Below are 18719 nucleotides of genomic sequence, written 5' to 3'. Positions count from 1 at the left end.
TACGCATAACGAACTGGCAGAATACCGGGCCTCCCCCAGGCGGGTCAAAACGCGCCCCGTACGGAGGTGCGATCCTCGCCATCGCCGCCGGGGCGGCGCAGACAGGCGCAGGCGACCACGGCGGCGAGCGTCCACAGCATCACCGCGTCCTTGAAGGCGCGCCTCCTGACGTCCTCCAGATACGGCCAGTCCAGCCCGGCGACCTGCGGCACGAGAGCGGCCCAGAACCACACCGTACGGGGCACGGAGCCGGGCACGACGACGGAGGCCAGCAGCGGCCCCAGCACCACCAGCAGGTAGTGGTCGAAGGACGGCCGGGACACGAGGAAGGCCGCGAGCAGCAGCATCGCGGCCGTCTCGACGAGCCGCAGCGGCCCCGCGTCGCCGCGTCGCCAGCGCAGATACGCGCAGGCCACCCCGGCAGCGGCCGCGAGCACGGCCACCCCGAAGGCCACCGGCTCCGGCAGGCCGAGCCGGGCCAGGACCGCGCCGAGCGAGGCGTCGTACGGCCGCGCGAAGACGTCCTGCCCGCGCAGCAGGAAGGGCAGCGTGCGGGTGAGGAACATCCCGGGCCGCGGCATCACGATCGCGGCGAGCAGCGATACCAGGAGGGGCACGCCAAGCGCCGCGGCCAGCGCCCGCCACCGCCGCGCGAAGACGAAGAGCAGCAGCACGGGCACGAGCATCGGCTTGACCGCCAGCGCCGACCCGATCACCGCGCCGGCCGCCACCCACCTGCCCCGGCGGGCCAGCAGCAGCGCCAGCGGCAGTGCCACCACCGAGGCCAGCGTCCAGTTCCCGAGCGTGACGAGGTTGCGGAACGGCTGGAAGAACGGCAGCGCGGCCACGGCCAGCGCCGCCAACCTGCTGCCCGCCCCGACCCCGAAGATCCGCAGACTCAGCCACCAGCCCAGCAGGACGAGCCCGACGCCGACGGCCGGTACGAGCCATGCCATCCAGCCCTGCGGCAGCAGCGCCTCGGGCACGGCCGCGAGCACCGCGCCCGGCAGGTAAAGAAACCGCTTGTCGGCGTACGGAGCGCCACCATCGAGCAGCGCCCGCGCCGCTTTCACCGCGAAGGCGTTGTCCATCCCGAGGTGCCCACCCCGCCGCACGGTCGCCCAGACCACGACGGCCATCAGCCCGGCGGCAACGGCCCGCAGCGGCCAGGTAGCGGGCCGCAGCAGCCACGCCACCCGGGGTGATTGCCCCGCTTCGTCCGCCGTCACGCGGCCAGACTAGAAGCCGCCCGGCCTACCGCTCCCGCTCGACACGACGCTCGTCCCACACCGGCTCGGACTCCAGCCCCGCCTGCAGCGCCTCCGCCGACTCCAGATCGAGGTTGTCGGTCGGCTCGTCGAGCAGCAGCGCGGTCGTGCCGGACAGCTCCAGCAGCAGGATCTGACCCCTCCTTCCGGGGGACGCCCCCAGACCCCCCGGGCCTGCTGGCTACCTGCTCCAGCCCCGCCTGCAGCGCCTCCGCCGACTCCAGATCGAGGTTGTCGGTCGGCTCGTCGAGCAGCAGCGCGGTCGTGCCGGACAGCTCCAGCAGCAGAATCTGGAAGCGGGCCTGCTGGCCGCCGGAGAGGCGGTCGAAGCGCTGCTCGGCCTGGAGGCTGAGTTCGTACCGGCGCAGGGCGCTCATCGCCTTGCCGCGGTCCTTGGCGTGTTCCGTCCAGAGAATGTCGAGGAGGGTGCGGCCCTCCAGCTCCGGGTGGGCGTGGGTCTGCGCGAAGTGGCCCGGTACGACGCGGGCGCCGAGCTTCCACGTGCCCGTGTGCGCGACGTCCTCCCCCGCCAGCAGCCGCAGGAAGTGGGACTTGCCCGAGCCGTTCGAGCCGAGGACCGCGACTCGCTCGCCGTAGAAGATCTCCAGCGAGAAGGGCTTCATCAGGCCCGTCAGCTCAAGGTTCTCGCAGGTCACGGCACGTACGCCGGTCCGGCCGCCGTGCAGCCGCATCGTGATGTCCTGCTCGCGCGGCGGCTCTGGCGGCGGCCCGGCCTCCTCGAACTTCTTCAGCCGCGTCTGGGCCGCGTGATAGCGCGAGGCCATCTCATGGCTGTTCTCCGCGGCCTGGCGCAGATTCCGGACCAGCTTCTTGAGCTGCTCGTGCTTCTCGTCCCAACGCCGCCGCAGCTCCTCGAAGCGCGCGAAGCGCTCCTTGCGCGCCTCGTGGTACGTGGCGAAGCCGCCGCCGTGCACCCAGACGTCGCTGCCCGCAGGGCCCGGCTCCACGCTGACGATCTTCTCCGCGGAGCGCGCCAGCAGCTCCCGGTCGTGCGAGACGAAGAGGACCGTCTTCTTCGTTTCCCGCAGCCGCTCCTCCAGCCAGCGCTTTCCCGGCACGTCCAGATAGTTGTCCGGCTCGTCCAGCAGCAGCACCTCGTCCGTGCCGCGCAGCAGCGACTCCAGGACCAGCCGCTTCTGCTCACCGCCGGAGAGCGTGCGCACTTGCCGCCACTGCGCCTTCTCGTACGGGACGCCGAGCGCGGCCATCGTGCACATGTCCCAGACCGTCTCGGCCTCGTACCCGCGCGCCTCGGCCCAGTCGCTGAGCGCCTGTGCGTACGCCATCTGCGCGGCCTCGTCGTCCACGGTCATGATCGCGTGCTCGGCCTCGTCCACGGCCTTCGCGGCGGCCCGCAGCCGCGGCTGCGACACCGACACCAGCAGGTCCCGCACCGTCCGGTCGTCCCGCACCGAGCCCACGAACTGCGGCATCACCCCGAGCCCGCCGCTGACCGTCACCGCCCCGCCGTGCGGCTGCAGCTCCCCCGCGATCAGCTTCAGCAGCGTCGTCTTGCCCGCGCCGTTCGCCCCGACCAGCGCGACCGTGGCGCCTTCCCCGACGCGGAAGGACACGTCCCCCAGCAGGACCCGCCCGTCCGGCAGGTAGTACTCCAGATGTCCGGCGTCCACATGTCCCATGCGCGAATTCTCGGCCCCCCGGCGCCCGTGGGCCAAACGGGTTTCCCGGGCCGCCCGGCACTGGCCTCGGCCTTGTCACGGGTGAGCACTAGGATTCGCGCCATGAGCTTTGGGCAAGGAGGGCCGTACGGCCCCGGGGGTTCGGGTCCGTCCGCTTCGTCCACACCGGACTGGGCCGCGCTGGCGGAGCAGAGCGAGGCAAAGGGAAGACGCAAGCGGCTGCTGATGGTCGGCGGTGGCGTCCTGGCCACCCTCGCGGTGGCCGGCATCGTCGCCACCGCCGTGATCACCAGCAATGGCGGCAGCAACAAACCGGCCCTGCCCTCCCCCGAGAAGCTCCCCAACAAGCCGGCCGAGCCCAAGCCCACCTTCTCCGACGTGAACGTCCCGCCGCCGCCGGACCCGGTGGACTACATCACCGACCCCAAGAAGGACACCGCGCCGCTCACCACGGACTCGCTCTTCCCCGAGAAGCAGCTGACGGCCGGCGGCCGCACCTACCCGAAGGCCACCACCAGCGCCACCGGAAGCTGCGCGAGCGTCGCGCAGGGCGGCCTCGGCGCGATCCTGACGAAGCACGGCTGCGAGAAGCTGCTGCGCGCCACCTTCTCCCGCGACGGCGTGGCGGTCACCGTCGGCATCGCCCGGTTCGACAGCAAGGCCGCGGCGGCCGCGGTGAAGAACGAGTACAAGCCCAACCTCGCGGCGCTCGCCGGCGGCAAGGTCGCCCCGTTCTGCCAGGGCACCGACTGCCGGACCTCGGCGAACGCGGCCGGCCGGTACGCGTACTTCACGATCGCCGGCTACCTCAACGGCACGCCCGTCACCACCAGCGAGACCAAGGCCCTCCAGGCGAGCCGGGACGGCGCCGCGTACGCCTGGAACCGGATCATGCAGCACGGCCGCGATCAGGCCGACGCGGCGGCCAAGAAGCAGCTCAAGAACTGAGCCGGCGGGGGCGGGGCGCACGCCCCGCCCCCGGCCTCAGCAGCACCCCGCCCGCGCTCTCAGCAGCAGCCCGCGCCCGGCAGGGTCCGCTTGTTCCGCGCTTCCTTGTTGCGGGCCGCGAGCAGCTCGTCGGCCGGGTAGCCGACCTCCTCCAGCGTCAGCCCGTGTGGCCGTACGACGTGCACCGCCGAGTCCCGCACGCCCGCCGCGAGCACCTTGCCCGGCCACTCCACGGGCCGGTGCCCGTCGCCGACGAACAGCAGCGCGCCCACCAGCGACCGCACCATGTTGTGGCAGAACGCGTCCGCCTTCACGGTCGCCGTGATGATCCCGTCCGCGTCCCGCTCCCAGCTCAGCTCCTGGAGCGTGCGAATGGTCGTCGCGCCCTCGCGCCGCTTGCAGTACGCCGCGAAGTCGTGCTCGCCCAGCAGCGGCTTCGACGCCTCGTTCATCGCGGCGACGTCCAGGTCCCAGTCGTGCCACAGCACGTGCCCGCGCAGCAGCGGGTCGACGCCGCCGGGGTGGTCGGTGACCCGGTACGCGTACCGGCGCCAGATCGCCGAGAACCGGGCGTTGAACCCGGCCGGGGCCTCGGCCACCCGCCAGATCCGTACGTCCTTCGGCAGCCGCCCGGCGAGCCGCCGCCGCAGCTTGTCACCGTGCTCGGCCCACAGCTCCTGCGGCAGGTCGACATGGGCCACCTGGCCGCGGGCGTGCACGCCCGCGTCCGTCCGCCCCGCCACGGTCAGCTCGTACGTCTCCTGCGCCCGCGTCACGGTCCGCAGCGCGTCCTCGATCTCCTGCTGGACCGTCCGCCGCTCCCGCTGCTTGGCCCACCCCGAGAAGTCCTTCCCGTCATAGGAAAGATCCAGCCGCACCCGCACGTACCCGGGCGCCGGCCCGTCGTTGTCCTCACTCACACGACCATCCTCTCAAGCGGAACGGGCCCGCTCCCCCGAAGGGGAACGGGCCCGCTCGACCAGCCTTCAGCAGGCTCAGGCGTCCTTGGACTCCTCAGCCGGCGCCTCGGCGGCGGCCTCGTCGGCCTCCTTGACCGCGCGCTTGGCGGCGGCCTCGGCCTCGGCGACGGTCGCCTTCTTGGCGATCTCACCCTCGACCAGCTCGATCACAGCCATCGGGGCGTTGTCGCCACGACGGTTGCCGATCTTGGTGATACGGGTGTAGCCACCCGGACGCTCGGCGTAGCGCGGCGCGATCTCGGTGAACAGCGTGTGCACGATGCTCTTGTCCGTGATCGTGGCCAGCACCAGGCGACGGTTGTGGATGTCGCCCTTCTTCGCCTTGGTGATCAGCTTCTCCGCGACGGGGCGCAGGCGGCGGGCCTTGGCCTCGGTCGTGGTGATGCGGCCGTGCTCGAACAGCGACTTCGCGAGGTTCGCGAGCAGCAGACGCTCGTGCGCGGCGCTGCCGCCCAGACGGGCACCCTTGGCGGGACGCGGCATGGTGTTTCTCCTCTGTGTCTGCCCCAGCCGTATCAGGTACCGGGGTCAGTATCCGAGCGGGCGGTCGCCCGTCGGAGACCCGCGCCCCCGAAGGGGCGCGGGAAGGTGTTGATCTGCGGCTCTGCCGCGTGGGCGCGACCAGCCACAGCGGGCCGGCAGTCAAAATCAGGCCGTCAGGCCCGAGCTCTTAGTACTGCTCGGTCTCGACGAAACCCGCATCCGCGTCATCATCGGCGCCAAAGGCGTCAGCGGCAGCGGTCGGGTCGAAGCCGGGAGGCGAGTCCTTCAGCGCCAAGCCCATGCCGGCCAGCTTCGCCTTGACCTCGTCGATCGACTTCGCACCGAAGTTGCGGATGTCGAGCAGGTCCGCCTCGGAGCGGGCGACGAGCTCACCCACCGAGTGGATGCCCTCGCGCTTGAGGCAGTTGTACGACCGAACGGTGAGCTCCAGCTCCTCGATCGGCAGCGCCAGGTCGGCGGCCAGGGCGGCGTCCGTGGGGGACGGGCCCATGTCGATGCCCTCGGCGTCGATGTTGAGCTCGCGGGCCAGACCGAACAGCTCGACCAGGGTCTTACCGGCGGACGCCATGGCGTCACGCGGGCGCATGGCCTGCTTGGTCTCGACGTCGACGATCAGCTTGTCGAAGTCGGTGCGCTGCTCGACTCGGGTCGCCTCGACCTTGTAGGTGACCTTGAGAACCGGCGAGTAGATGGAGTCGACCGGGATCCGGCCGATCTCCTGGCCCACCTGCTTGTTCTGGACGGCGGAGACGTAGCCGCGACCGCGCTCGACGGTCAGCTCCATCTCCAGCTTGCCCTTGCCGTTCAGCGTGGCGAGGACCAGGTCCGGGTTGTGCACCTCGACACCGGCCGGGGGCGCGATGTCGGCAGCGGTGACCAGGCCGGGGCCCTGCTTGCGCAGGTACATCACGACCGGCTCGTCGTGCTCCGAGGAGACGACCAGCTGCTTGATGTTCAGGATGAGGTCGGTGACGTCCTCCTTGACGCCCGGCACGGTGGTGAACTCGTGCAGGACACCGTCGATGCGGATGGACGTGACCGCCGCACCCGGAATCGAGGAGAGGAGCGTACGACGCAGGGAGTTGCCGAGGGTGTAACCGAAGCCCGGCTCCAGCGGCTCGATCACGAACCGGGAGCGGTACTCGTCGACGACCTCTTCGGTCAACGAGGGGCGCTGAGCGATCAGCATGTTTTTGATCCTTCAGTCGTGGACGCCCGCTATTTGACGCCCGCTGTACTACAAGGGTACGGGCGGTACGGCCCAAAAGTGCCGTACCGCCCGTGACCGCAAGCTCTTACTTGGAGTAGAGCTCGACGATCAGCTGCTCCTGCACCTGGGTGTCGATCACCTGGCGCTCGGGCAGCGAGTGCACGAGGACCCGCAGCTTCGAGGGGATGGCCTCGAGCCACGCGGGAACGGTCTTCTCGCCGGCCTCGGCCTGAGCCACCTGGAAGGGGGTCATGTTCCGAGACTTCTCGCGGACCTCGATGATGTCGTTCACGGACACGCGAGCCGACGGGATGTCGGTCTTGCGGCCGTTCACGTTGATGTGTCCGTGACGGACCAGCTGACGGGCGTGGTCGCGGGACTTCGCGAAGCCCGCACGGTAGACCACGTTGTCCAGACGGGACTCAAGGATGCGCAGAAGGTTCTCACCGGTCTTGCCGGTCTTCTGGTTCGCCTCCTTGTAGTACCCGAGGAACTGCTTCTCCAGGACACCGTAGATACGGCTGCACTTCTGCTTCTCACGAAGCTGCAGCAGGTACTCGCTGTCCTTGGTGCGCCCGCGACCGTGCTCACCCGGGGGGTAAGGACGGATCTCGATCGGGCACTTCGCGCTCTCGCACTTGCTCCCCTTGAGGAAGAGCTTCTGCTTCTCCCGACGGCAACGCTTGCAGTCGGCCCCGGTGTAACGCGCCATATTCTTGTGTCTCCTACTTCAGCTGGTCAGACGCGGCGGCGCTTGGGCGGGCGGCAGCCGTTGTGCGGGGTCGGGGTGACGTCCTGGATCGAGCCGACCTCGAGGCCGGTGGCCTGGAGGGAGCGGATCGCGGTCTCACGGCCGGAGCCGGGACCCTTGACGAAGACGTCGACCTTGCGCATGCCGTGCTCCTGCGCGCGACGCGCGGCCGACTCGGCGGCCATCTGCGCGGCGAACGGAGTCGACTTACGCGAACCCTTGAAGCCCACGTGACCGGCCGAAGCCCAGGAAATCACGTTGCCGGTGGGGTCGGTGATCGAAACGATCGTGTTGTTGAACGTGCTCTTGATGTGAGCGTGCCCGTGGGCGACGTTCTTCTTCTCCTTGCGGCGCACCTTCTTGGCGCCGGCCGTACGGCCCTTCGGAGGCATTCATTACTCCCGTGGAGGTGGTCGGTCCTACAGCGAAGACCGCTGATAAGCGTCCGCTGAGGACTACTTCTTGCCCGGCTTCTTCTTGCCGGCGATCGCGCGACGCGGGCCCTTGCGGGTACGAGCGTTCGTGCTGGTGCGCTGGCCGTGGACGGGCAGGCCACGACGGTGGCGCAGGCCCTGGTAGCAGCCGATCTCGACCTTGCGGCGGATGTCGGCCTGGATCTCGCGACGGAGGTCACCCTCGGTCTGGAGATTGGCGTCCACGTACTCGCGGATCTTGACCAGGTCCTCTTCGGGAAGGTCACGAACGCGGGTGTTCGGGTCGACACCGGCAGCGGCGAGGGTCTGCTTCGCCAGCGTGCGGCCGATGCCGAAGACGTAGGTGAGGGCGACCTCCACGCGCTTTTCGCGCGGGATGTCAACACCTGAAACGCGTGCCATCGAATGGCTCCTGTGTTGATTCGGGGGTCTGCCACAGAGCCGCTCCCAGCCGCCGACCGCTCCTGCGTGAGAAGCAGTGGTACGACCTGGGTCCCCGGCCCCCGCCGGAGGTGTCGTCAGCCATTACGGCCCGACGGGCTCTGCGTATGTACGTATGTGCTTGCGTCGCGCGAAGAACTGCGGAAGTGCAGGTCGTGCGTCAGCCCTGGCGCTGCTTGTGGCGCAGGTTGTCGCAGATGACCATGACCCGGCCGTGGCGGCGGATCACCTTGCACTTGTCGCAGATCTTCTTGACGCTCGGCTTGACCTTCATGGGGTGAGGTTCTCCGGGTCAGTGCCGTACGCCCCACGGGAGGGGCAGCGGCAAGATCTACTTGTAGCGGTAGACGATCCGTCCACGCGTCAGGTCGTACGGAGAGAGCTCCACCACGACCCGGTCATCCGGGAGGATACGGATGTAGTGCATCCGCATCTTGCCGCTGATGTGCGCGAGGACCTGGTGACCGTTCTGAAGCTCCACCTTGAACATCGCGTTCGGGAGGGACTCGATCACGGTGCCCTCGATCTCGATGGCACCTTGCTTCTTGGCCACGCTTCGCCCTTCGAATCGGCTACCTTGATCAGCTCTCGTATAATTCACCCGATCCCCACGTCCGGGGACGCAGGCATACGGATGCACGAGATCCGACGCGTCAGTCTACGTCAGCGCACACGAAAAGACGAATCCACGATTATTGCCCAGCCCCGTAGATCGTTACGCCAGGGGATCGGGAGCAGTCTCAATGCCGTACTCGGCGAGCTTGGCCTTGCCGCCGTCGGGGGCGGTCAGGACCAGGGGGCCCTGCTCGGTCAGCGCGACCGAGTGCTCCCAGTGCGAGGACCAGCCGCCGTCATTGGACTTCACGGTCCAGTCGTCCTCGAGGACGTGGGTCTTGGCCGTGCCGAGGTTGACCATCGGCTCGATGGCGATGCAGAAGCCGGGGACCAGCTTCGGGCCGCGGCCGCGCTTGCGGTCGACGTAGTTCAGCAGGTGCGGGTCCATGTGCATCTGCGATCCGATGCCGTGGCCGCCGTAGTCCTCGACGATGCCGTACTTACCGGTGGACGGGCGCGGCTGCCGGCGGATGTAGCCCTCGATCGCCTTGGAGATGTCCACCAGGCGGTTGCCCTTGCGGACCGCGGCGATGCCGGCCCACATCGACTCCTCGGTCACCCGGCTGAGCTCGACCAGCTCTGCGGAGTGACCGGAGCCCACGAAGGCCGTGTACGCCGCGTCACCGTGCCAGCCGTCCACGATCGCGCCGCAGTCGATGGAGATGATGTCGCCGTCCTGCAGGACGGTGTCCGCGGACGGGATGCCGTGCACGACCACGTCGTTCACCGACGTGCAGATCGTCGCGGGGAAGCCGCCGTACCCGAGGAAGTTCGACTTGGCGCCGTGCTCGGCCAGCACCTTGCGCGCGGCGTCGTCCAGGTCCTTGGTGGTGGCGCCGGGCACCGCCGCCTCGCGCGTGGCGGCGTGGATCGCGGCGACGACCAGCCCCGCCTCGCGCATTTTCGCGATCTGCTCGGGAGTCTTGATCTCCACCATGGGCCCTTCCTTTGCGGCTGAACCGCCGCCGCTCTCGCGGAGGTGGCCGATCGCCGTCGTGGTTCCTCAATTAATGGTTGCCGTGACCACGGTACCTGGACGCAACGCGGCCGTGGTCCCCTGCCGGGGACCACGGCCGTATTCGGAGAGCGCGTGAGCCGTTACGCGGCCTCGCGGTCCAGCGCCGCCATCGCGCGCGCGGTGACGTCCTGGACCTTGCCCATCGCGGAGATGGTGGTCACCAGACCCTGCGCGCGGTAGTAGTCGATGATCGGCTCGGTCTGCGTGTGGTAGACCTCGAGCCGGTTGCGGACGGTGTCCTCGCGGTCGTCGTCGCGCTGGTACAGCTCGCCGCCGCAGACGTCGCAGACGCCCTCCTGCTTCGGCGGGTTGTAGGCCACGTGGAAGACATGGCCGGAGTCCTTGCGGCAGATGCGGCGGCCGGCGATGCGCTTGACCACCTCGTCCTCGGGGACCTCCAGGTCCAGGACCGCGTCCAGCTGCACGCTGTCGTCCTTGAGGGCCTCGTCCAGCGCCTCCGCCTGCGAGACGTTCCGCGGGAAGCCGTCCAGCAGGAAGCCGTTCGCGGCGTCGGGCTGGTTCATCCGGTCGCGTGCCATCCCGATGGTGACCTCGTCGGGCACCAGGTTCCCCGCGTCCATGTACGACTTGGCCTCAAGCCCGAGGGGCGTGCCCTGGCTGATGTTGGCGCGGAACAGGTCGCCCGTGGAGATGTGCGGGATCGCGAGGTTCTCGGCGAGGTACGCAGCCTGCGTACCCTTGCCTGCCCCAGGAGGACCGACGAGGACGATTCGCATCAGCGGAGGAACCCTTCGTAGTTACGCTGCTGAAGCTGGCTCTCGATCTGCTTCACGGTCTCCAGACCCACACCCACGATGATCAGGATGCTCGTCCCGCCGAACGGGAAGTTCTGGTCCGCGTTGAAGAGCACCAGAGCCACGGTTGGCACCAGCGCGATGAGACCCAGATACAGCGAGCCCGGCCACGTGATCCGGTTGAGCACGTAGCTGAGGTACTCGGCCGTCGGGCGACCAGCCCGGATACCCGGGATGAAGCCACCATACTTCTTCATGTTGTCGGCAACTTCTTCGGGGTTGAAGGAGATGGCGACGTAGAAGAAGGCGAAGAAGACGATCAGCAGGAAGTACGTAACGATGTAAACCGGCCCATCTCCACGCTGGAAGTGTGTCTGAAGCCACGTGGCCCAGCCTGCCTTCGAGCCGCTGAACTGCGCGATGAGCGCAGGGATGTAGAGCAGCGACGACGCGAAAATGACAGGAATCACACCTGCCTGGTTCACCTTGAGCGGGATATAGGTGGACGTTCCGCCGTAGGAACGACGTCCGATCATCCGCTTGGCGTACTGCACGGGGATACGGCGCTGGGCCTGTTCGACGAAGACCACCAGCGCGATCATCACGAGTCCGATGGCGATCACGGAGCCGAATTCGATCCAGCCGTCGGCGAGCTTGCCGGAGACCTTGATCTGCCACAGCGCGGCCGGGAAGCCGGAGGCGATCGAGATGAACATCAGGATCGACATTCCGTTGCCGATGCCGCGGTCCGTGATGAGCTCACCCAGCCACATGACCACGCCGGTGCCGGCGGTCATGCAGATGACCATCGTGATGGTCGTGAAGATGGCCGGGTCGGGAATGATTTCGTTGCGCAGGGTGCACGTGCTGAAGAGCGATCCACTGCGGGCCGTGGCCACCAGGCCGGTGCCCTGCAGGATCGCGAGCGCCACGGTGAGGTACCGGGTGTACTGCGTGATCTTCGCCTGCCCGGACTGCCCCTCCTTCTTCAGGGCCTCCAGCCGTGGGATCACCACGGTGAGCAGCTGAAGGATGATGCTCGCCGTGATGTACGGCATGATCCCGAGCGCGAAGAGTGTGATCTTGAGCAGCGCACCGCCGCTGAACATGTTCACCAGGCCGAAAAGCCCACTACCGGAGCCGGCCTGCTTCATGCAGGTTTCGACGTTGGAGTAGTTCACTCCAGGAACCGGTACGTGCGCCCCGAGCCGATAGACCAGCACGATGCCCAGCGTGAACAGCAGCTTCTTGCGCAGGTCGGGCGTCTTGAACGCTCGGGCGAACGCGGTGAGCACGGTGCCTCCTGCGCCCCCCGCCTCGTGGGCGAGAGGTGACGGTCTTGAGGATCTACGAATACTGAGCGGCCGAAAACCGCGCGGCCCCCGGCCGCGCGGCGTAATCTCCGCGGTCCGCCCCATCAGTCACCTGATGCGGCAGCCCCCGGCGAAAGTACAGCAATAGTGCACGCCACCTTACCGGCGACCATGCCCCCCTTGGAACGACCAACCGGGGATGCCCCAATTCGTGGGCATCCCCGGTCAGTTGATTCACTCGCGTCGGAGCGGCGTCAGAGAGGTGTCAGAGCAGCTCGGTGACGCTGCCGCCGGCGGCGGCGATCTTTTCCTTGGCGGAGCCGGAAACGGCGTCAACCGTCACCGTCAGCGCCACGGAGATCTCGCCCTGGCCCAGGACCTTGACGAGCTCGTTGTTGCGCACCGCGCCCTTGGCGACCAGGTCGGCCACCGTGACCTCGCCACCCTCGGGGTACAGCGCGGCCAGCTTCTCCAGGTTCACCACCTGGAACTGCTTGTGGGCGGGGTTCTTGAAGCCCTTCAGCTTCGGGAGACGCATGTGGAGGGGCATCTGCCCACCCTCGAAGCGCTCCGGAACCTGGTAACGGGCCTTCGTGCCCTTGGTACCACGACCAGCGGTCTTACCCTTGGACGCCTCACCACGACCCACACGGGTCTTGGCGGTCTTGGCGCCCGGGGCAGGACGGAGGTTGTGGACCTTCAGCGGGTTGTTCTCCGCCATGTCAGACCTCCTCGACCTTCACGAGGTGACGCACGGTGTGCACCATGCCGACGACCTCGGGACGGGCCTCCCGCTCGACGCTGTCGTTCACGCGCTTGAGGCCGAGCGAACGGAGCGTGTCGCGGTGGTTCTGCTTGCTGCCGATGATGGACTTCGTCTGGGTGATCTTGATGCGCATCACGCATTCACCCCGGCACGCGCCCGCAGCAGAGCGGCGGGAGCAACGTCCTCCAGCGGCAGGCCACGACGGGCCGCGATCTCCTCGGGGCGCTGAAGGCCCTGAAGCGCGGTCACCGTGGCGTGCACGATGTTGATCGGGTTCGACGAACCGAGCGACTTGCTCAGCACGTCGTGGATGCCGGCGCACTCGAGCACGGCGCGCACCGGGCCACCGGCGATCACACCGGTACCGGGGGAAGCAGGCTTGAGCAGGACGACGCCCGCGGCCTTCTCGCCCTGGATGGGGTGCGGGATGGTGCCGGCGATACGGGGGACCTTGAAGAAGTGCTTCTTGGCCTCCTCAACACCCTTGGCGATGGCGGCCGGCACCTCCTTGGCCTTGCCGTAACCGACACCCACGGTGCCGTCACCGTCGCCCACCACGACCAGCGCGGTGAAGCTGAAGCGACGACCACCCTTCACAACCTTGGCGACACGGTTGATGGCGACAACACGCTCGACGTAGGCGGTCTTTTCGGCAGCTGCGCCGCCGTCCCGCCGGTCCTTACGGTCCCGCCGCTCGCCGCCACCGGCGCCGCCACCGCGGCGCTGGGGTCCAGCCATTGGAATTACCTCTCTCTGTTACGTCCGCTAGCTACGGAACCGGGGCTCAGAACTTCAGCCCGGCTTCGCGGGCGGCGTCGGCCAGAGCGGCAATCCGCCCGGCGTACTGCTTGCCACCACGGTCGAACACGACGGCCTCGACACCGGCAGCCTTGGCACGCTCGGCGACCAGCGCGCCGACCTGCTTCGCCTGCGCGCTCTTGTCGCCCTCGCCACCGCGGATCGACGCGTCCAGCGTCGACGCAGAGGCCAGGGTGTGGCCCTTGATGTCGTCGATGACCTGGGCGGTGATGCCACGGTTGGACCGCGTCACGACCAGACGAGGACGCTCCGGGGTACCCGAAATCCGCTTACGGATGCGGATGTGGCGACGCTTCGCAGCGGCGCGCTTGTAGGCGTCGCCCTTAGCGATCTTCACACCGTATGCCATGGCTTACTTACCAGCCTTTCCGACCTTGCGGCGGATGACCTCGCCGGCGTACTTGACGCCCTTGGCCTTGTACGGGTCGGGCTTACGCAGCTTGCGGATGTTCGCGGCGACCTCGCCGACCTTCTGCTTGTCGATGCCCTCGACGCTGAGCTTGGTCGGGGACTCGACCTTGAACGAGATGCCCTCGGGGGCCTCGATCAGGATCGGGTGGCTGTAGCCCAGCGAGAACTCCAGGTTGGAGCCCTTCGCCTGGACGCGGTAACCCACACCGCTGATCTCGAGCGCCTTGCTGTAGCCCTGGGTCACGCCGGTGATCATGTTCGCCACCAGCGTGCGGGACAGGCCGTGCAGGGCCTTGTTCTGACGCTCGTCGTTCGGGCGGGTGACGGCGATGGAGCCGTCCTCACCCTTGGCGACATCGATGGGCGCGGCGACGGTGTGCTGAAGGGAACCCTTGGGGCCCTTCACGGAGACCGTCCGGCCGTCGATGGTGACGTCCACACCAGCGGGAACCTGGATGGGCAGCTTGCCAATACGCGACATTAGCTATTCCTCCGTTCCCTGGTTACCAGACGTAGGCGAGAACTTCTCCGCCTACACCCTTCTTGCTGGCCTGCTGACCGGTCAGGAGACCGTGGGACGTGGAGATGATCGCCACGCCCAGGCCGCCGAGGACCTTCGGCAGGTTGGTGGACTTTGCGTAGACCCGCAGGCCCGGCTTCGAAATCCGCTTGATGCCGGCGATCGAGCGCTCGCGGTTCGGGCCGAACTTCAGCTCGAGGACGAGGTTCTTACCGACCTCGGCGTCCTCGACCTTCCAGCCGGTGATGTAACCCTCCTGCTGGAGGATTTCCGCGATGTGCGACTTGATCTTGCTGTGCGGCATCGACACGGTGTCGTGGTATGCCGAGTTCGCGTTACGCAGACGAGTCAGCATGTCTGCGATGGGGTCAGTCATGGTCATGAATTGGCCTTCGGCCTCTCTCGCCGGGGTTTCCTATATGCGCCATCCCTCTCCCCACTCATGGGCGGGACGGGTGCGGCACGGGGACCTACGGCGTAGTAAGCGACTTTGAGCGGGCACGGTGGCCCGCGGTCGGTCTCGGGCGGCGAGGCGCCCAACCCTTCCACTCTAGGTGATGAAGGGCGGGGCACCACGCCATCCGAATGCTTACCGAGAGCCTCCGGTAACCACCAAGTAGGTGGTTACCAGGAGCTCTTGGTCACGCCCGGCAGCTCGCCACGGTGAGCCATCTCACGAAGGCACACGCGGCAGAGGCCGAACTTGCGGTAAACGGAGTGCGGACGACCGCAGCGCTGGCAGCGGGTGTACGCGCGCACGCCGAACTTGGGCTTGCGAGCAGCCTTCGCGATGAGAGCCTTCTTCGCCATCTCGCTCACGCCTCCTTGAACGGGAAGCCGAGGTGACGGAGGAGGGCACGGCCCTCGTCGTCGTTGGTCGCCGTGGTGACCACGGTGATGTCCATACCCCGGGTACGGTCGATCTTGTCCTGGTCGATCTCGTGGAACATGACCTGCTCCGTGAGACCGAAGGTGTAGTTGCCCCGGCCGTCGAACTGCTTCGGCGACAGACCACGGAAGTCGCGGATGCGCGGCAGCGCGAGCGACAGCAGGCGGTCCAGGAACTCCCACATGCGGTCACCGCGGAGGGTGACGTGGGCACCGATCGGCTGGCCCTCACGCAGCTTGAACTGCGCGATGGACTTGCGGGCCTTGGTCACGGCCGGCTTCTGGCCGGTGATCGTGGTGAGGTCGCGGATGGCGCCCTCGATCAGCTTGGAGTCGCGGGCGGCGTCGCCCACACCCATGTTGACCACGATCTTGGTCAGACCGGGGATCTGCATGACGTTCTCGTACGAGAACTCGTCCTTCAGCTTCCCGGCGATCTCTTCGCGGTAGCGCTGCTTGAGGCGCGGCGCGTTGGTGGTGGCAGTCATCAGATGTCCTCACCGGTCCGCTTGGCAACGCGGATCTTGTTGCCTTCGTCATCGAAGCGGTACCCGACGCGGGTGACAACCTTGTTGCCGTCCTTCTCCACAACCAGCTGAACGTTGCTGACGTGGATGGGGGCCTCGGTCGTCACAATGCCGCCGGTCTGCGAACCGCGAGCGGTCTGACCGGCCTTGGTGTGCTTCTTGACCCGGTTGACACCCTCGACCAGGACACGGTCCTCGCGGGGGAAGGCCGCGATGACCTTGCCCTGCTTGCCCTTGTCCTTACCGGTGATGACCTGGACCAGGTCGCCCTTCTTGATCTTCATCGGTTACAGCACCTCCGGCGCGAGCGAGATGATCTTCATGAACTTCTTCTCGCGCAGCTCACGGCCCACGGGGCCGAAGATACGGGTGCCGCGGGGGTCGCCATCGTTCTTGAGGATGACGGCCGCGTTCTCGTCGAAGCGGATGTACGAACCGTCGGGACGGCGGCGCTCCTTCACGGTGCGCACGATGACCGCCTTGACGACGTCACCCTTCTTCACGTTGCCACCGGGGATCGCATCCTTCACGGTGGCGACGATGACGTCACCGATGCCCGCGTAGCGTCGGCCCGAGCCACCGAGAACACGGATGGTGAGAATTTCCTTCGCACCCGTGTTGTCGGCGACGCGCAGCCGAGACTCCTGCTGGATCACGTCTATCTCCTGATCGTCTGCCGGTTCCCGGCAGGGGTTTCACGTGAAACCCCTGCCGAGCCTGGCGGAACTTTTCCGAGGGAATCCCCCTCGGGGGGATGTGCTTGCCTGAATTCCCTAACGGGAATTACTTGGCCTTCTCGAGGATCTCGACGACGCGCCAGCGCTTCGTCGCGGAGGTCGGCCGGGTCTCCATGAGGAGGACACGGTCGCCCACGCCCGCGGCGTTCTGCTCGTCGTGCGCCTTGAGCTTGTTCGTACGACGGATGACCTTGCCGTACAGCGCGTGCTTGACGCGGTCCTCGACGGCGACGACGACGGTCTTGTCCATCTTGTCGCTGACGACCAGACCCTCGCGGGTCTTGCGGAAGCCGCGCTCGTTCTTCTCAGTCACATTCGTCTCGCTCATCAGGCGCTCTCCACCGTCTCGATGCCGAGCTCGCGCTCCCGCATCAGGGTGTAGATCCGGGCGATGTCCTTGCGGACGGCCTTCAGCCGGCCGTGGTTTTCGAGCTGTCCGGTCGCCGCCTGGAAGCGGAGGTTGAACAGCTCCTCCTTGGCCTCACGAAGCTTGGCAACGAGGTCCTCGTTGTTCAGCTCGCGCAGCTCGGTCGCCTTGGTACCGGCCGCCATCACGACTCACCTGCCTCGCGCCGCACGATGCGGCACTTCATCGGAAGCTTGTGGGCGGCGCGGGTCAGCGCCTCCTTGGCAACCTTTTCGTTCGGGAAGGACAGCTCGAACATCACCCGGCCGGGCTTGACGTTCGCGACCCACCACTCCGGAGAACCCTTACCGGAACCCATGCGGGTCTCGGCAGGCTTCTTCGTCAGCGGACGGTCGGGGTAGATGTTGATCCACACCTTGCCGCCACGCTTGATGTGACGCGTCATGGCGATACGAGCGGACTCGATCTGCCGGTTCGTCACGTAAGCCGGGGTGACGGCCTGGATGCCGTACTCACCGAAGGCCAGCTCGGTGCCACCCTTGGCCATGCCGTTGCGCTTCGGGTGGTGCTGCTTGCGGTGCTTGACCCTGCGAGGGATCAGCATGTCGGTCAGGCCTCCTGTCCGGTGCTCTCAGCCGGAGCAGCGGCAGCGGCCTCGGCCTTGGGGGCCTCGGCAGCGGCGTTCTGCTGCTGCGGCTTGCGGCCGCGGCCGCCACGCTCGCCACCACGGCGCGGGCGGTCGTTGCCGCCGCGGGCCGGGCGGTTACCCGCACGGGCAGCGGCGTTCTCGGCGCGAACCTCGGCGATGTTCTTGACGTCGCCCTTGTAGATCCAGACCTTCACGCCGATGCGGCCGAAGGTCGTGCGGGCCTCGAAGAAGCCGTAGTCGACGTTCGCACGGAGCGTGTGCAGGGGCACGCGGCCCTCGCGGTAGAACTCCGAGCGGGACATCTCGGCGCCGCCGAGACGACCGCCGCACTGGATCTTGATGCCCTTGGCGCCGGCCTTCATCGTCGACTGCATGCTCTTACGCATGGCGCGACGGAAGGAGACGCGCGAGGACAGCTGCTCCGCGACGGCCTGCGCGACCAGCTGAGCGTCAGTCTCGGGGTTCTTGACCTCGAGAATGTTCAGCTGGACCTGCTTGCCGGTGAGCTTCTCCAGCTCACCGCGGATGCGGTCGGCCTCGGCGCCGCGGCGGCCGATGACGATGCCCGGACGGGCGGTGTGGATGTCAACGCGGACGCGCTCACGGGTGCGCTCGATCTCAACCTTCGAGATACCGGCGCGCTCCATGCCCTTCGTCATCATGCGACGAATGGCGACGTCTTCCTTGACGTAGTCCTTGTACAGCTTGTCGGCGTACCAGCGCGACTTGAAGTCGGTGGTGATGCCGAGCCGGAACCCGTGCGGGTTTACCTTCTGGCCCATTACCGGGTTCCTTCCTTGCTGCTGACGACCACAGTGATGTGGCTGGTCCGCTTGCGGATCCGGTAGGCACGGCCCTGAGCGCGCGGACGGAACCGCTTCAGGGTCGGGCCCTCGTCGACGTACGCCTCGCTGATGAACAGCTGAGAGGCGTCCGTGTGGTCGTAGTTGTGCGCGGCGTTGGCAATGGCGCTGTCCAGCACCTTGCCCACCGGCACGCTCGCGGCCTGCGGGGCGAAACGCAGGACCGCCTGAGCCTCCGTGGCATCCATGCCACGGACAAGGTCCACCACGCGGCGGGCCTTCATGGGCGTGACACGCACGTAGCGCGCCTGGGCCCTGGCTTCCATGGTTGTCC

28 protein-coding genes and 1 pseudogene are annotated in these 18719 nt (G+C 67.6%); 1 reads left to right on the top strand and 28 read right to left on the bottom strand.

The features are described 5' to 3' along the window. Window positions 1-44 precede the first annotated feature (44 nt). Both IF04_RS0126290 and IF04_RS0126285 read right to left on the bottom strand, forming a co-directional pair. Complete coding sequence (locus tag IF04_RS0126290) at window positions 45-1229, bottom strand: glycosyltransferase family 87 protein (protein ID WP_051831578.1); 1185 nt, start codon at window positions 1227-1229, stop codon at window positions 45-47. Window positions 1230-1456: 227 nt separating this feature from the next. Further along, window positions 1457-2929: pseudogene (locus tag IF04_RS0126285) on the bottom strand (ATP-binding cassette domain-containing protein); the annotation flags it as partial. A 102-nt stretch (window positions 2930-3031) separates the two neighbouring features. Between IF04_RS0126285 and IF04_RS0126280 the strand changes: the two are divergent. Further along, the gene (locus tag IF04_RS0126280; RefSeq protein ID WP_030262871.1) at window positions 3032-3877 is read left to right on the top strand and encodes a hypothetical protein; all 846 of its coding nucleotides are present in this window, start codon (window positions 3032-3034) and stop codon (window positions 3875-3877) included. 59 nt (window positions 3878-3936) lie between these two features. Here IF04_RS0126280 and truA read toward each other — a convergent pair whose 3' ends face one another. From truA to rplV, 26 genes are all read right to left on the bottom strand, one after another. Next, on the bottom strand, window positions 3937-4797 hold the full coding sequence (gene truA, locus IF04_RS0126275) for a tRNA pseudouridine(38-40) synthase TruA (protein WP_030262866.1): 861 nt from the start codon (window positions 4795-4797) through the stop codon (window positions 3937-3939). A gap of 75 nt (window positions 4798-4872) precedes the next feature. Beyond that, window positions 4873-5340 carry a 50S ribosomal protein L17 gene (gene rplQ, locus IF04_RS0126270; protein WP_030262863.1) on the bottom strand — a complete coding sequence of 156 codons (468 nt, stop codon included), beginning with the start codon at window positions 5338-5340 and terminating at the stop codon, window positions 4873-4875. A gap of 187 nt (window positions 5341-5527) precedes the next feature. Continuing rightward, on the bottom strand, window positions 5528-6550 hold the full coding sequence (locus IF04_RS0126265; protein WP_003956430.1) for a DNA-directed RNA polymerase subunit alpha: 1023 nt from the start codon (window positions 6548-6550) through the stop codon (window positions 5528-5530). A 106-nt stretch (window positions 6551-6656) separates the two neighbouring features. Then, entirely contained in the window at window positions 6657-7283 is a 627-nt protein-coding gene (gene rpsD / locus IF04_RS0126260) for a 30S ribosomal protein S4 (protein WP_030262860.1), read from the bottom strand. A 26-nt stretch (window positions 7284-7309) separates the two neighbouring features. Then, entirely contained in the window at window positions 7310-7714 is a 405-nt protein-coding gene (gene rpsK, locus IF04_RS0126255) for a 30S ribosomal protein S11 (protein ID WP_004571845.1), read from the bottom strand. A 63-nt stretch (window positions 7715-7777) separates the two neighbouring features. Further along, window positions 7778-8158: a 30S ribosomal protein S13 gene (gene rpsM, locus IF04_RS0126250; protein WP_030262856.1), complete on the bottom strand. Its 381-nt coding sequence runs from the start codon at window positions 8156-8158 to the stop codon at window positions 7778-7780. Between the two features lie 199 nt (window positions 8159-8357). Further along, on the bottom strand, window positions 8358-8471 hold the full coding sequence (gene rpmJ / locus IF04_RS0126245) for a 50S ribosomal protein L36 (RefSeq protein WP_003956441.1): 114 nt from the start codon (window positions 8469-8471) through the stop codon (window positions 8358-8360). Between the two features lie 57 nt (window positions 8472-8528). Next, window positions 8529-8750: a translation initiation factor IF-1 gene (gene infA / locus IF04_RS0126240; RefSeq protein WP_030262853.1), complete on the bottom strand. Its 222-nt coding sequence runs from the start codon at window positions 8748-8750 to the stop codon at window positions 8529-8531. 162 nt (window positions 8751-8912) lie between these two features. Next, window positions 8913-9749 carry a type I methionyl aminopeptidase gene (gene map, locus IF04_RS0126235; protein ID WP_030262850.1) on the bottom strand — a complete coding sequence of 279 codons (837 nt, stop codon included), beginning with the start codon at window positions 9747-9749 and terminating at the stop codon, window positions 8913-8915. A 161-nt stretch (window positions 9750-9910) separates the two neighbouring features. After that, window positions 9911-10567 carry an adenylate kinase gene (locus IF04_RS0126230; RefSeq protein WP_030262847.1) on the bottom strand — a complete coding sequence of 219 codons (657 nt, stop codon included), beginning with the start codon at window positions 10565-10567 and terminating at the stop codon, window positions 9911-9913. Further along, window positions 10567-11880: a preprotein translocase subunit SecY gene (gene secY, locus IF04_RS0126225; protein ID WP_030262844.1), complete on the bottom strand. Its 1314-nt coding sequence runs from the start codon at window positions 11878-11880 to the stop codon at window positions 10567-10569. Before secY ends, IF04_RS0126230 begins: the two co-directional genes overlap by 1 nt. Window positions 11881-12163: 283 nt before the next feature. Then, a complete protein-coding gene (gene rplO / locus IF04_RS0126220; protein ID WP_030262840.1) occupies window positions 12164-12619 on the bottom strand; it encodes a 50S ribosomal protein L15 in 456 nt (151 codons plus the stop codon). 1 nt (window position 12620) lies between these two features. Further along, window positions 12621-12800 carry a 50S ribosomal protein L30 gene (rpmD, locus tag IF04_RS0126215; RefSeq protein WP_030262838.1) on the bottom strand — a complete coding sequence of 60 codons (180 nt, stop codon included), beginning with the start codon at window positions 12798-12800 and terminating at the stop codon, window positions 12621-12623. Further along, window positions 12797-13402, bottom strand: coding sequence for a 30S ribosomal protein S5 (rpsE, locus tag IF04_RS0126210; RefSeq protein ID WP_030262835.1), 606 nt, complete (start codon window positions 13400-13402; stop codon window positions 12797-12799). Before rpsE ends, rpmD begins: the two co-directional genes overlap by 4 nt. 46 nt (window positions 13403-13448) lie before the next feature. Next, window positions 13449-13832, bottom strand: a complete 384-nt coding sequence (gene rplR, locus IF04_RS0126205; protein ID WP_030262832.1) for a 50S ribosomal protein L18 — start codon at window positions 13830-13832, stop codon at window positions 13449-13451. 3 nt (window positions 13833-13835) lie between these two features. Continuing rightward, window positions 13836-14375: a 50S ribosomal protein L6 gene (gene rplF, locus IF04_RS0126200; RefSeq protein ID WP_030262829.1), complete on the bottom strand. Its 540-nt coding sequence runs from the start codon at window positions 14373-14375 to the stop codon at window positions 13836-13838. Window positions 14376-14397: 22 nt separating this feature from the next. Next, window positions 14398-14796 (bottom strand): 30S ribosomal protein S8, encoded by a 399-nt coding sequence (gene rpsH, locus IF04_RS0126195; protein WP_030262826.1) that lies wholly within the window; start codon window positions 14794-14796, stop codon window positions 14398-14400. A gap of 242 nt (window positions 14797-15038) precedes the next feature. After that, window positions 15039-15224 carry a type Z 30S ribosomal protein S14 gene (locus tag IF04_RS0126190; RefSeq protein ID WP_003956452.1) on the bottom strand — a complete coding sequence of 62 codons (186 nt, stop codon included), beginning with the start codon at window positions 15222-15224 and terminating at the stop codon, window positions 15039-15041. Between the two features lie 5 nt (window positions 15225-15229). After that, window positions 15230-15790, bottom strand: coding sequence for a 50S ribosomal protein L5 (gene rplE / locus IF04_RS0126185; RefSeq protein WP_030262823.1), 561 nt, complete (start codon window positions 15788-15790; stop codon window positions 15230-15232). Continuing rightward, complete coding sequence (rplX, locus tag IF04_RS0126180; RefSeq protein WP_019888758.1) at window positions 15790-16113, bottom strand: 50S ribosomal protein L24; 324 nt, start codon at window positions 16111-16113, stop codon at window positions 15790-15792. The genes rplE and rplX overlap by 1 nt, the downstream gene beginning before the upstream one ends. Window positions 16114-16116: 3 nt before the next feature. Beyond that, window positions 16117-16485 (bottom strand): 50S ribosomal protein L14, encoded by a 369-nt coding sequence (rplN, locus tag IF04_RS0126175; protein WP_003974257.1) that lies wholly within the window; start codon window positions 16483-16485, stop codon window positions 16117-16119. 127 nt (window positions 16486-16612) lie between these two features. After that, window positions 16613-16894, bottom strand: a complete 282-nt coding sequence (gene rpsQ, locus IF04_RS0126170) for a 30S ribosomal protein S17 (protein ID WP_030262818.1) — start codon at window positions 16892-16894, stop codon at window positions 16613-16615. Then, complete coding sequence (rpmC, locus tag IF04_RS0126165; protein WP_004950453.1) at window positions 16894-17118, bottom strand: 50S ribosomal protein L29; 225 nt, start codon at window positions 17116-17118, stop codon at window positions 16894-16896. The genes rpsQ and rpmC overlap by 1 nt, the downstream gene beginning before the upstream one ends. Next, complete coding sequence (gene rplP / locus IF04_RS0126160) at window positions 17118-17537, bottom strand: 50S ribosomal protein L16 (protein WP_004571829.1); 420 nt, start codon at window positions 17535-17537, stop codon at window positions 17118-17120. Before rplP ends, rpmC begins: the two co-directional genes overlap by 1 nt. Window positions 17538-17542: 5 nt before the next feature. After that, entirely contained in the window at window positions 17543-18364 is an 822-nt protein-coding gene (rpsC, locus tag IF04_RS0126155; protein ID WP_030262814.1) for a 30S ribosomal protein S3, read from the bottom strand. Beyond that, a complete protein-coding gene (gene rplV / locus IF04_RS0126150; protein ID WP_037772835.1) occupies window positions 18364-18711 on the bottom strand; it encodes a 50S ribosomal protein L22 in 348 nt (115 codons plus the stop codon). Before rplV ends, rpsC begins: the two co-directional genes overlap by 1 nt. Between the last annotated feature and the right edge of the window lie 8 nt (window positions 18712-18719).

Origin of the sequence: Streptomyces violens, assembly GCF_000717745.1 — a bacterium.
Classification (GTDB): domain Bacteria; phylum Actinomycetota; class Actinomycetes; order Streptomycetales; family Streptomycetaceae; genus Streptomyces; species Streptomyces violens.
Note: the sequence above shows the minus strand (reverse complement) of the source record. Positions and strands in the feature narration are given on the sequence as shown.

What these genes read in the sequence shown, in the direction of transcription:
- IF04_RS0126280 (WP_030262871.1), top strand. Translation starts at nt 3,032, where the DNA reads ATGAGCTTTGGGCAAGGAGGGCCGTACGGCCCCGGGGGTTCGGGTCCG.
- rplQ (WP_030262863.1), bottom strand. Translation starts at nt 5,340, where the DNA reads ATGCCGCGTCCCGCCAAGGGTGCCCGTCTGGGCGGCAGCGCCGCGCAC.
- IF04_RS0126265 (WP_003956430.1), bottom strand. Translation starts at nt 6,550, where the DNA reads ATGCTGATCGCTCAGCGCCCCTCGTTGACCGAAGAGGTCGTCGACGAG.
- rpsD (WP_030262860.1), bottom strand. Translation starts at nt 7,283, where the DNA reads ATGGCGCGTTACACCGGGGCCGACTGCAAGCGTTGCCGTCGGGAGAAG.
- rpsK (WP_004571845.1), bottom strand. Translation starts at nt 7,714, where the DNA reads ATGCCTCCGAAGGGCCGTACGGCCGGCGCCAAGAAGGTGCGCCGCAAG.
- rpsM (WP_030262856.1), bottom strand. Translation starts at nt 8,158, where the DNA reads ATGGCACGCGTTTCAGGTGTTGACATCCCGCGCGAAAAGCGCGTGGAG.
- rpmJ (WP_003956441.1), bottom strand. Translation starts at nt 8,471, where the DNA reads ATGAAGGTCAAGCCGAGCGTCAAGAAGATCTGCGACAAGTGCAAGGTG.
- map (WP_030262850.1), bottom strand. Translation starts at nt 9,749, where the DNA reads ATGGTGGAGATCAAGACTCCCGAGCAGATCGCGAAAATGCGCGAGGCG.
- IF04_RS0126230 (WP_030262847.1), bottom strand. Translation starts at nt 10,567, where the DNA reads ATGCGAATCGTCCTCGTCGGTCCTCCTGGGGCAGGCAAGGGTACGCAG.
- rplO (WP_030262840.1), bottom strand. Translation starts at nt 12,619, where the DNA reads ATGGCGGAGAACAACCCGCTGAAGGTCCACAACCTCCGTCCTGCCCCG.
- rpsE (WP_030262835.1), bottom strand. Translation starts at nt 13,402, where the DNA reads ATGGCTGGACCCCAGCGCCGCGGTGGCGGCGCCGGTGGCGGCGAGCGG.
- rplR (WP_030262832.1), bottom strand. Translation starts at nt 13,832, where the DNA reads ATGGCATACGGTGTGAAGATCGCTAAGGGCGACGCCTACAAGCGCGCC.
- rplF (WP_030262829.1), bottom strand. Translation starts at nt 14,375, where the DNA reads ATGTCGCGTATTGGCAAGCTGCCCATCCAGGTTCCCGCTGGTGTGGAC.
- rpsH (WP_030262826.1), bottom strand. Translation starts at nt 14,796, where the DNA reads ATGACCATGACTGACCCCATCGCAGACATGCTGACTCGTCTGCGTAAC.
- IF04_RS0126190 (WP_003956452.1), bottom strand. Translation starts at nt 15,224, where the DNA reads ATGGCGAAGAAGGCTCTCATCGCGAAGGCTGCTCGCAAGCCCAAGTTC.
- rplE (WP_030262823.1), bottom strand. Translation starts at nt 15,790, where the DNA reads ATGACTGCCACCACCAACGCGCCGCGCCTCAAGCAGCGCTACCGCGAA.
- rplX (WP_019888758.1), bottom strand. Translation starts at nt 16,113, where the DNA reads ATGAAGATCAAGAAGGGCGACCTGGTCCAGGTCATCACCGGTAAGGAC.
- rpsQ (WP_030262818.1), bottom strand. Translation starts at nt 16,894, where the DNA reads ATGAGCGAGACGAATGTGACTGAGAAGAACGAGCGCGGCTTCCGCAAG.
- rpmC (WP_004950453.1), bottom strand. Translation starts at nt 17,118, where the DNA reads ATGGCGGCCGGTACCAAGGCGACCGAGCTGCGCGAGCTGAACAACGAG.
- rplP (WP_004571829.1), bottom strand. Translation starts at nt 17,537, where the DNA reads ATGCTGATCCCTCGCAGGGTCAAGCACCGCAAGCAGCACCACCCGAAG.
- rpsC (WP_030262814.1), bottom strand. Translation starts at nt 18,364, where the DNA reads ATGGGCCAGAAGGTAAACCCGCACGGGTTCCGGCTCGGCATCACCACC.
- rplV (WP_037772835.1), bottom strand. Translation starts at nt 18,711, where the DNA reads ATGGAAGCCAGGGCCCAGGCGCGCTACGTGCGTGTCACGCCCATGAAG.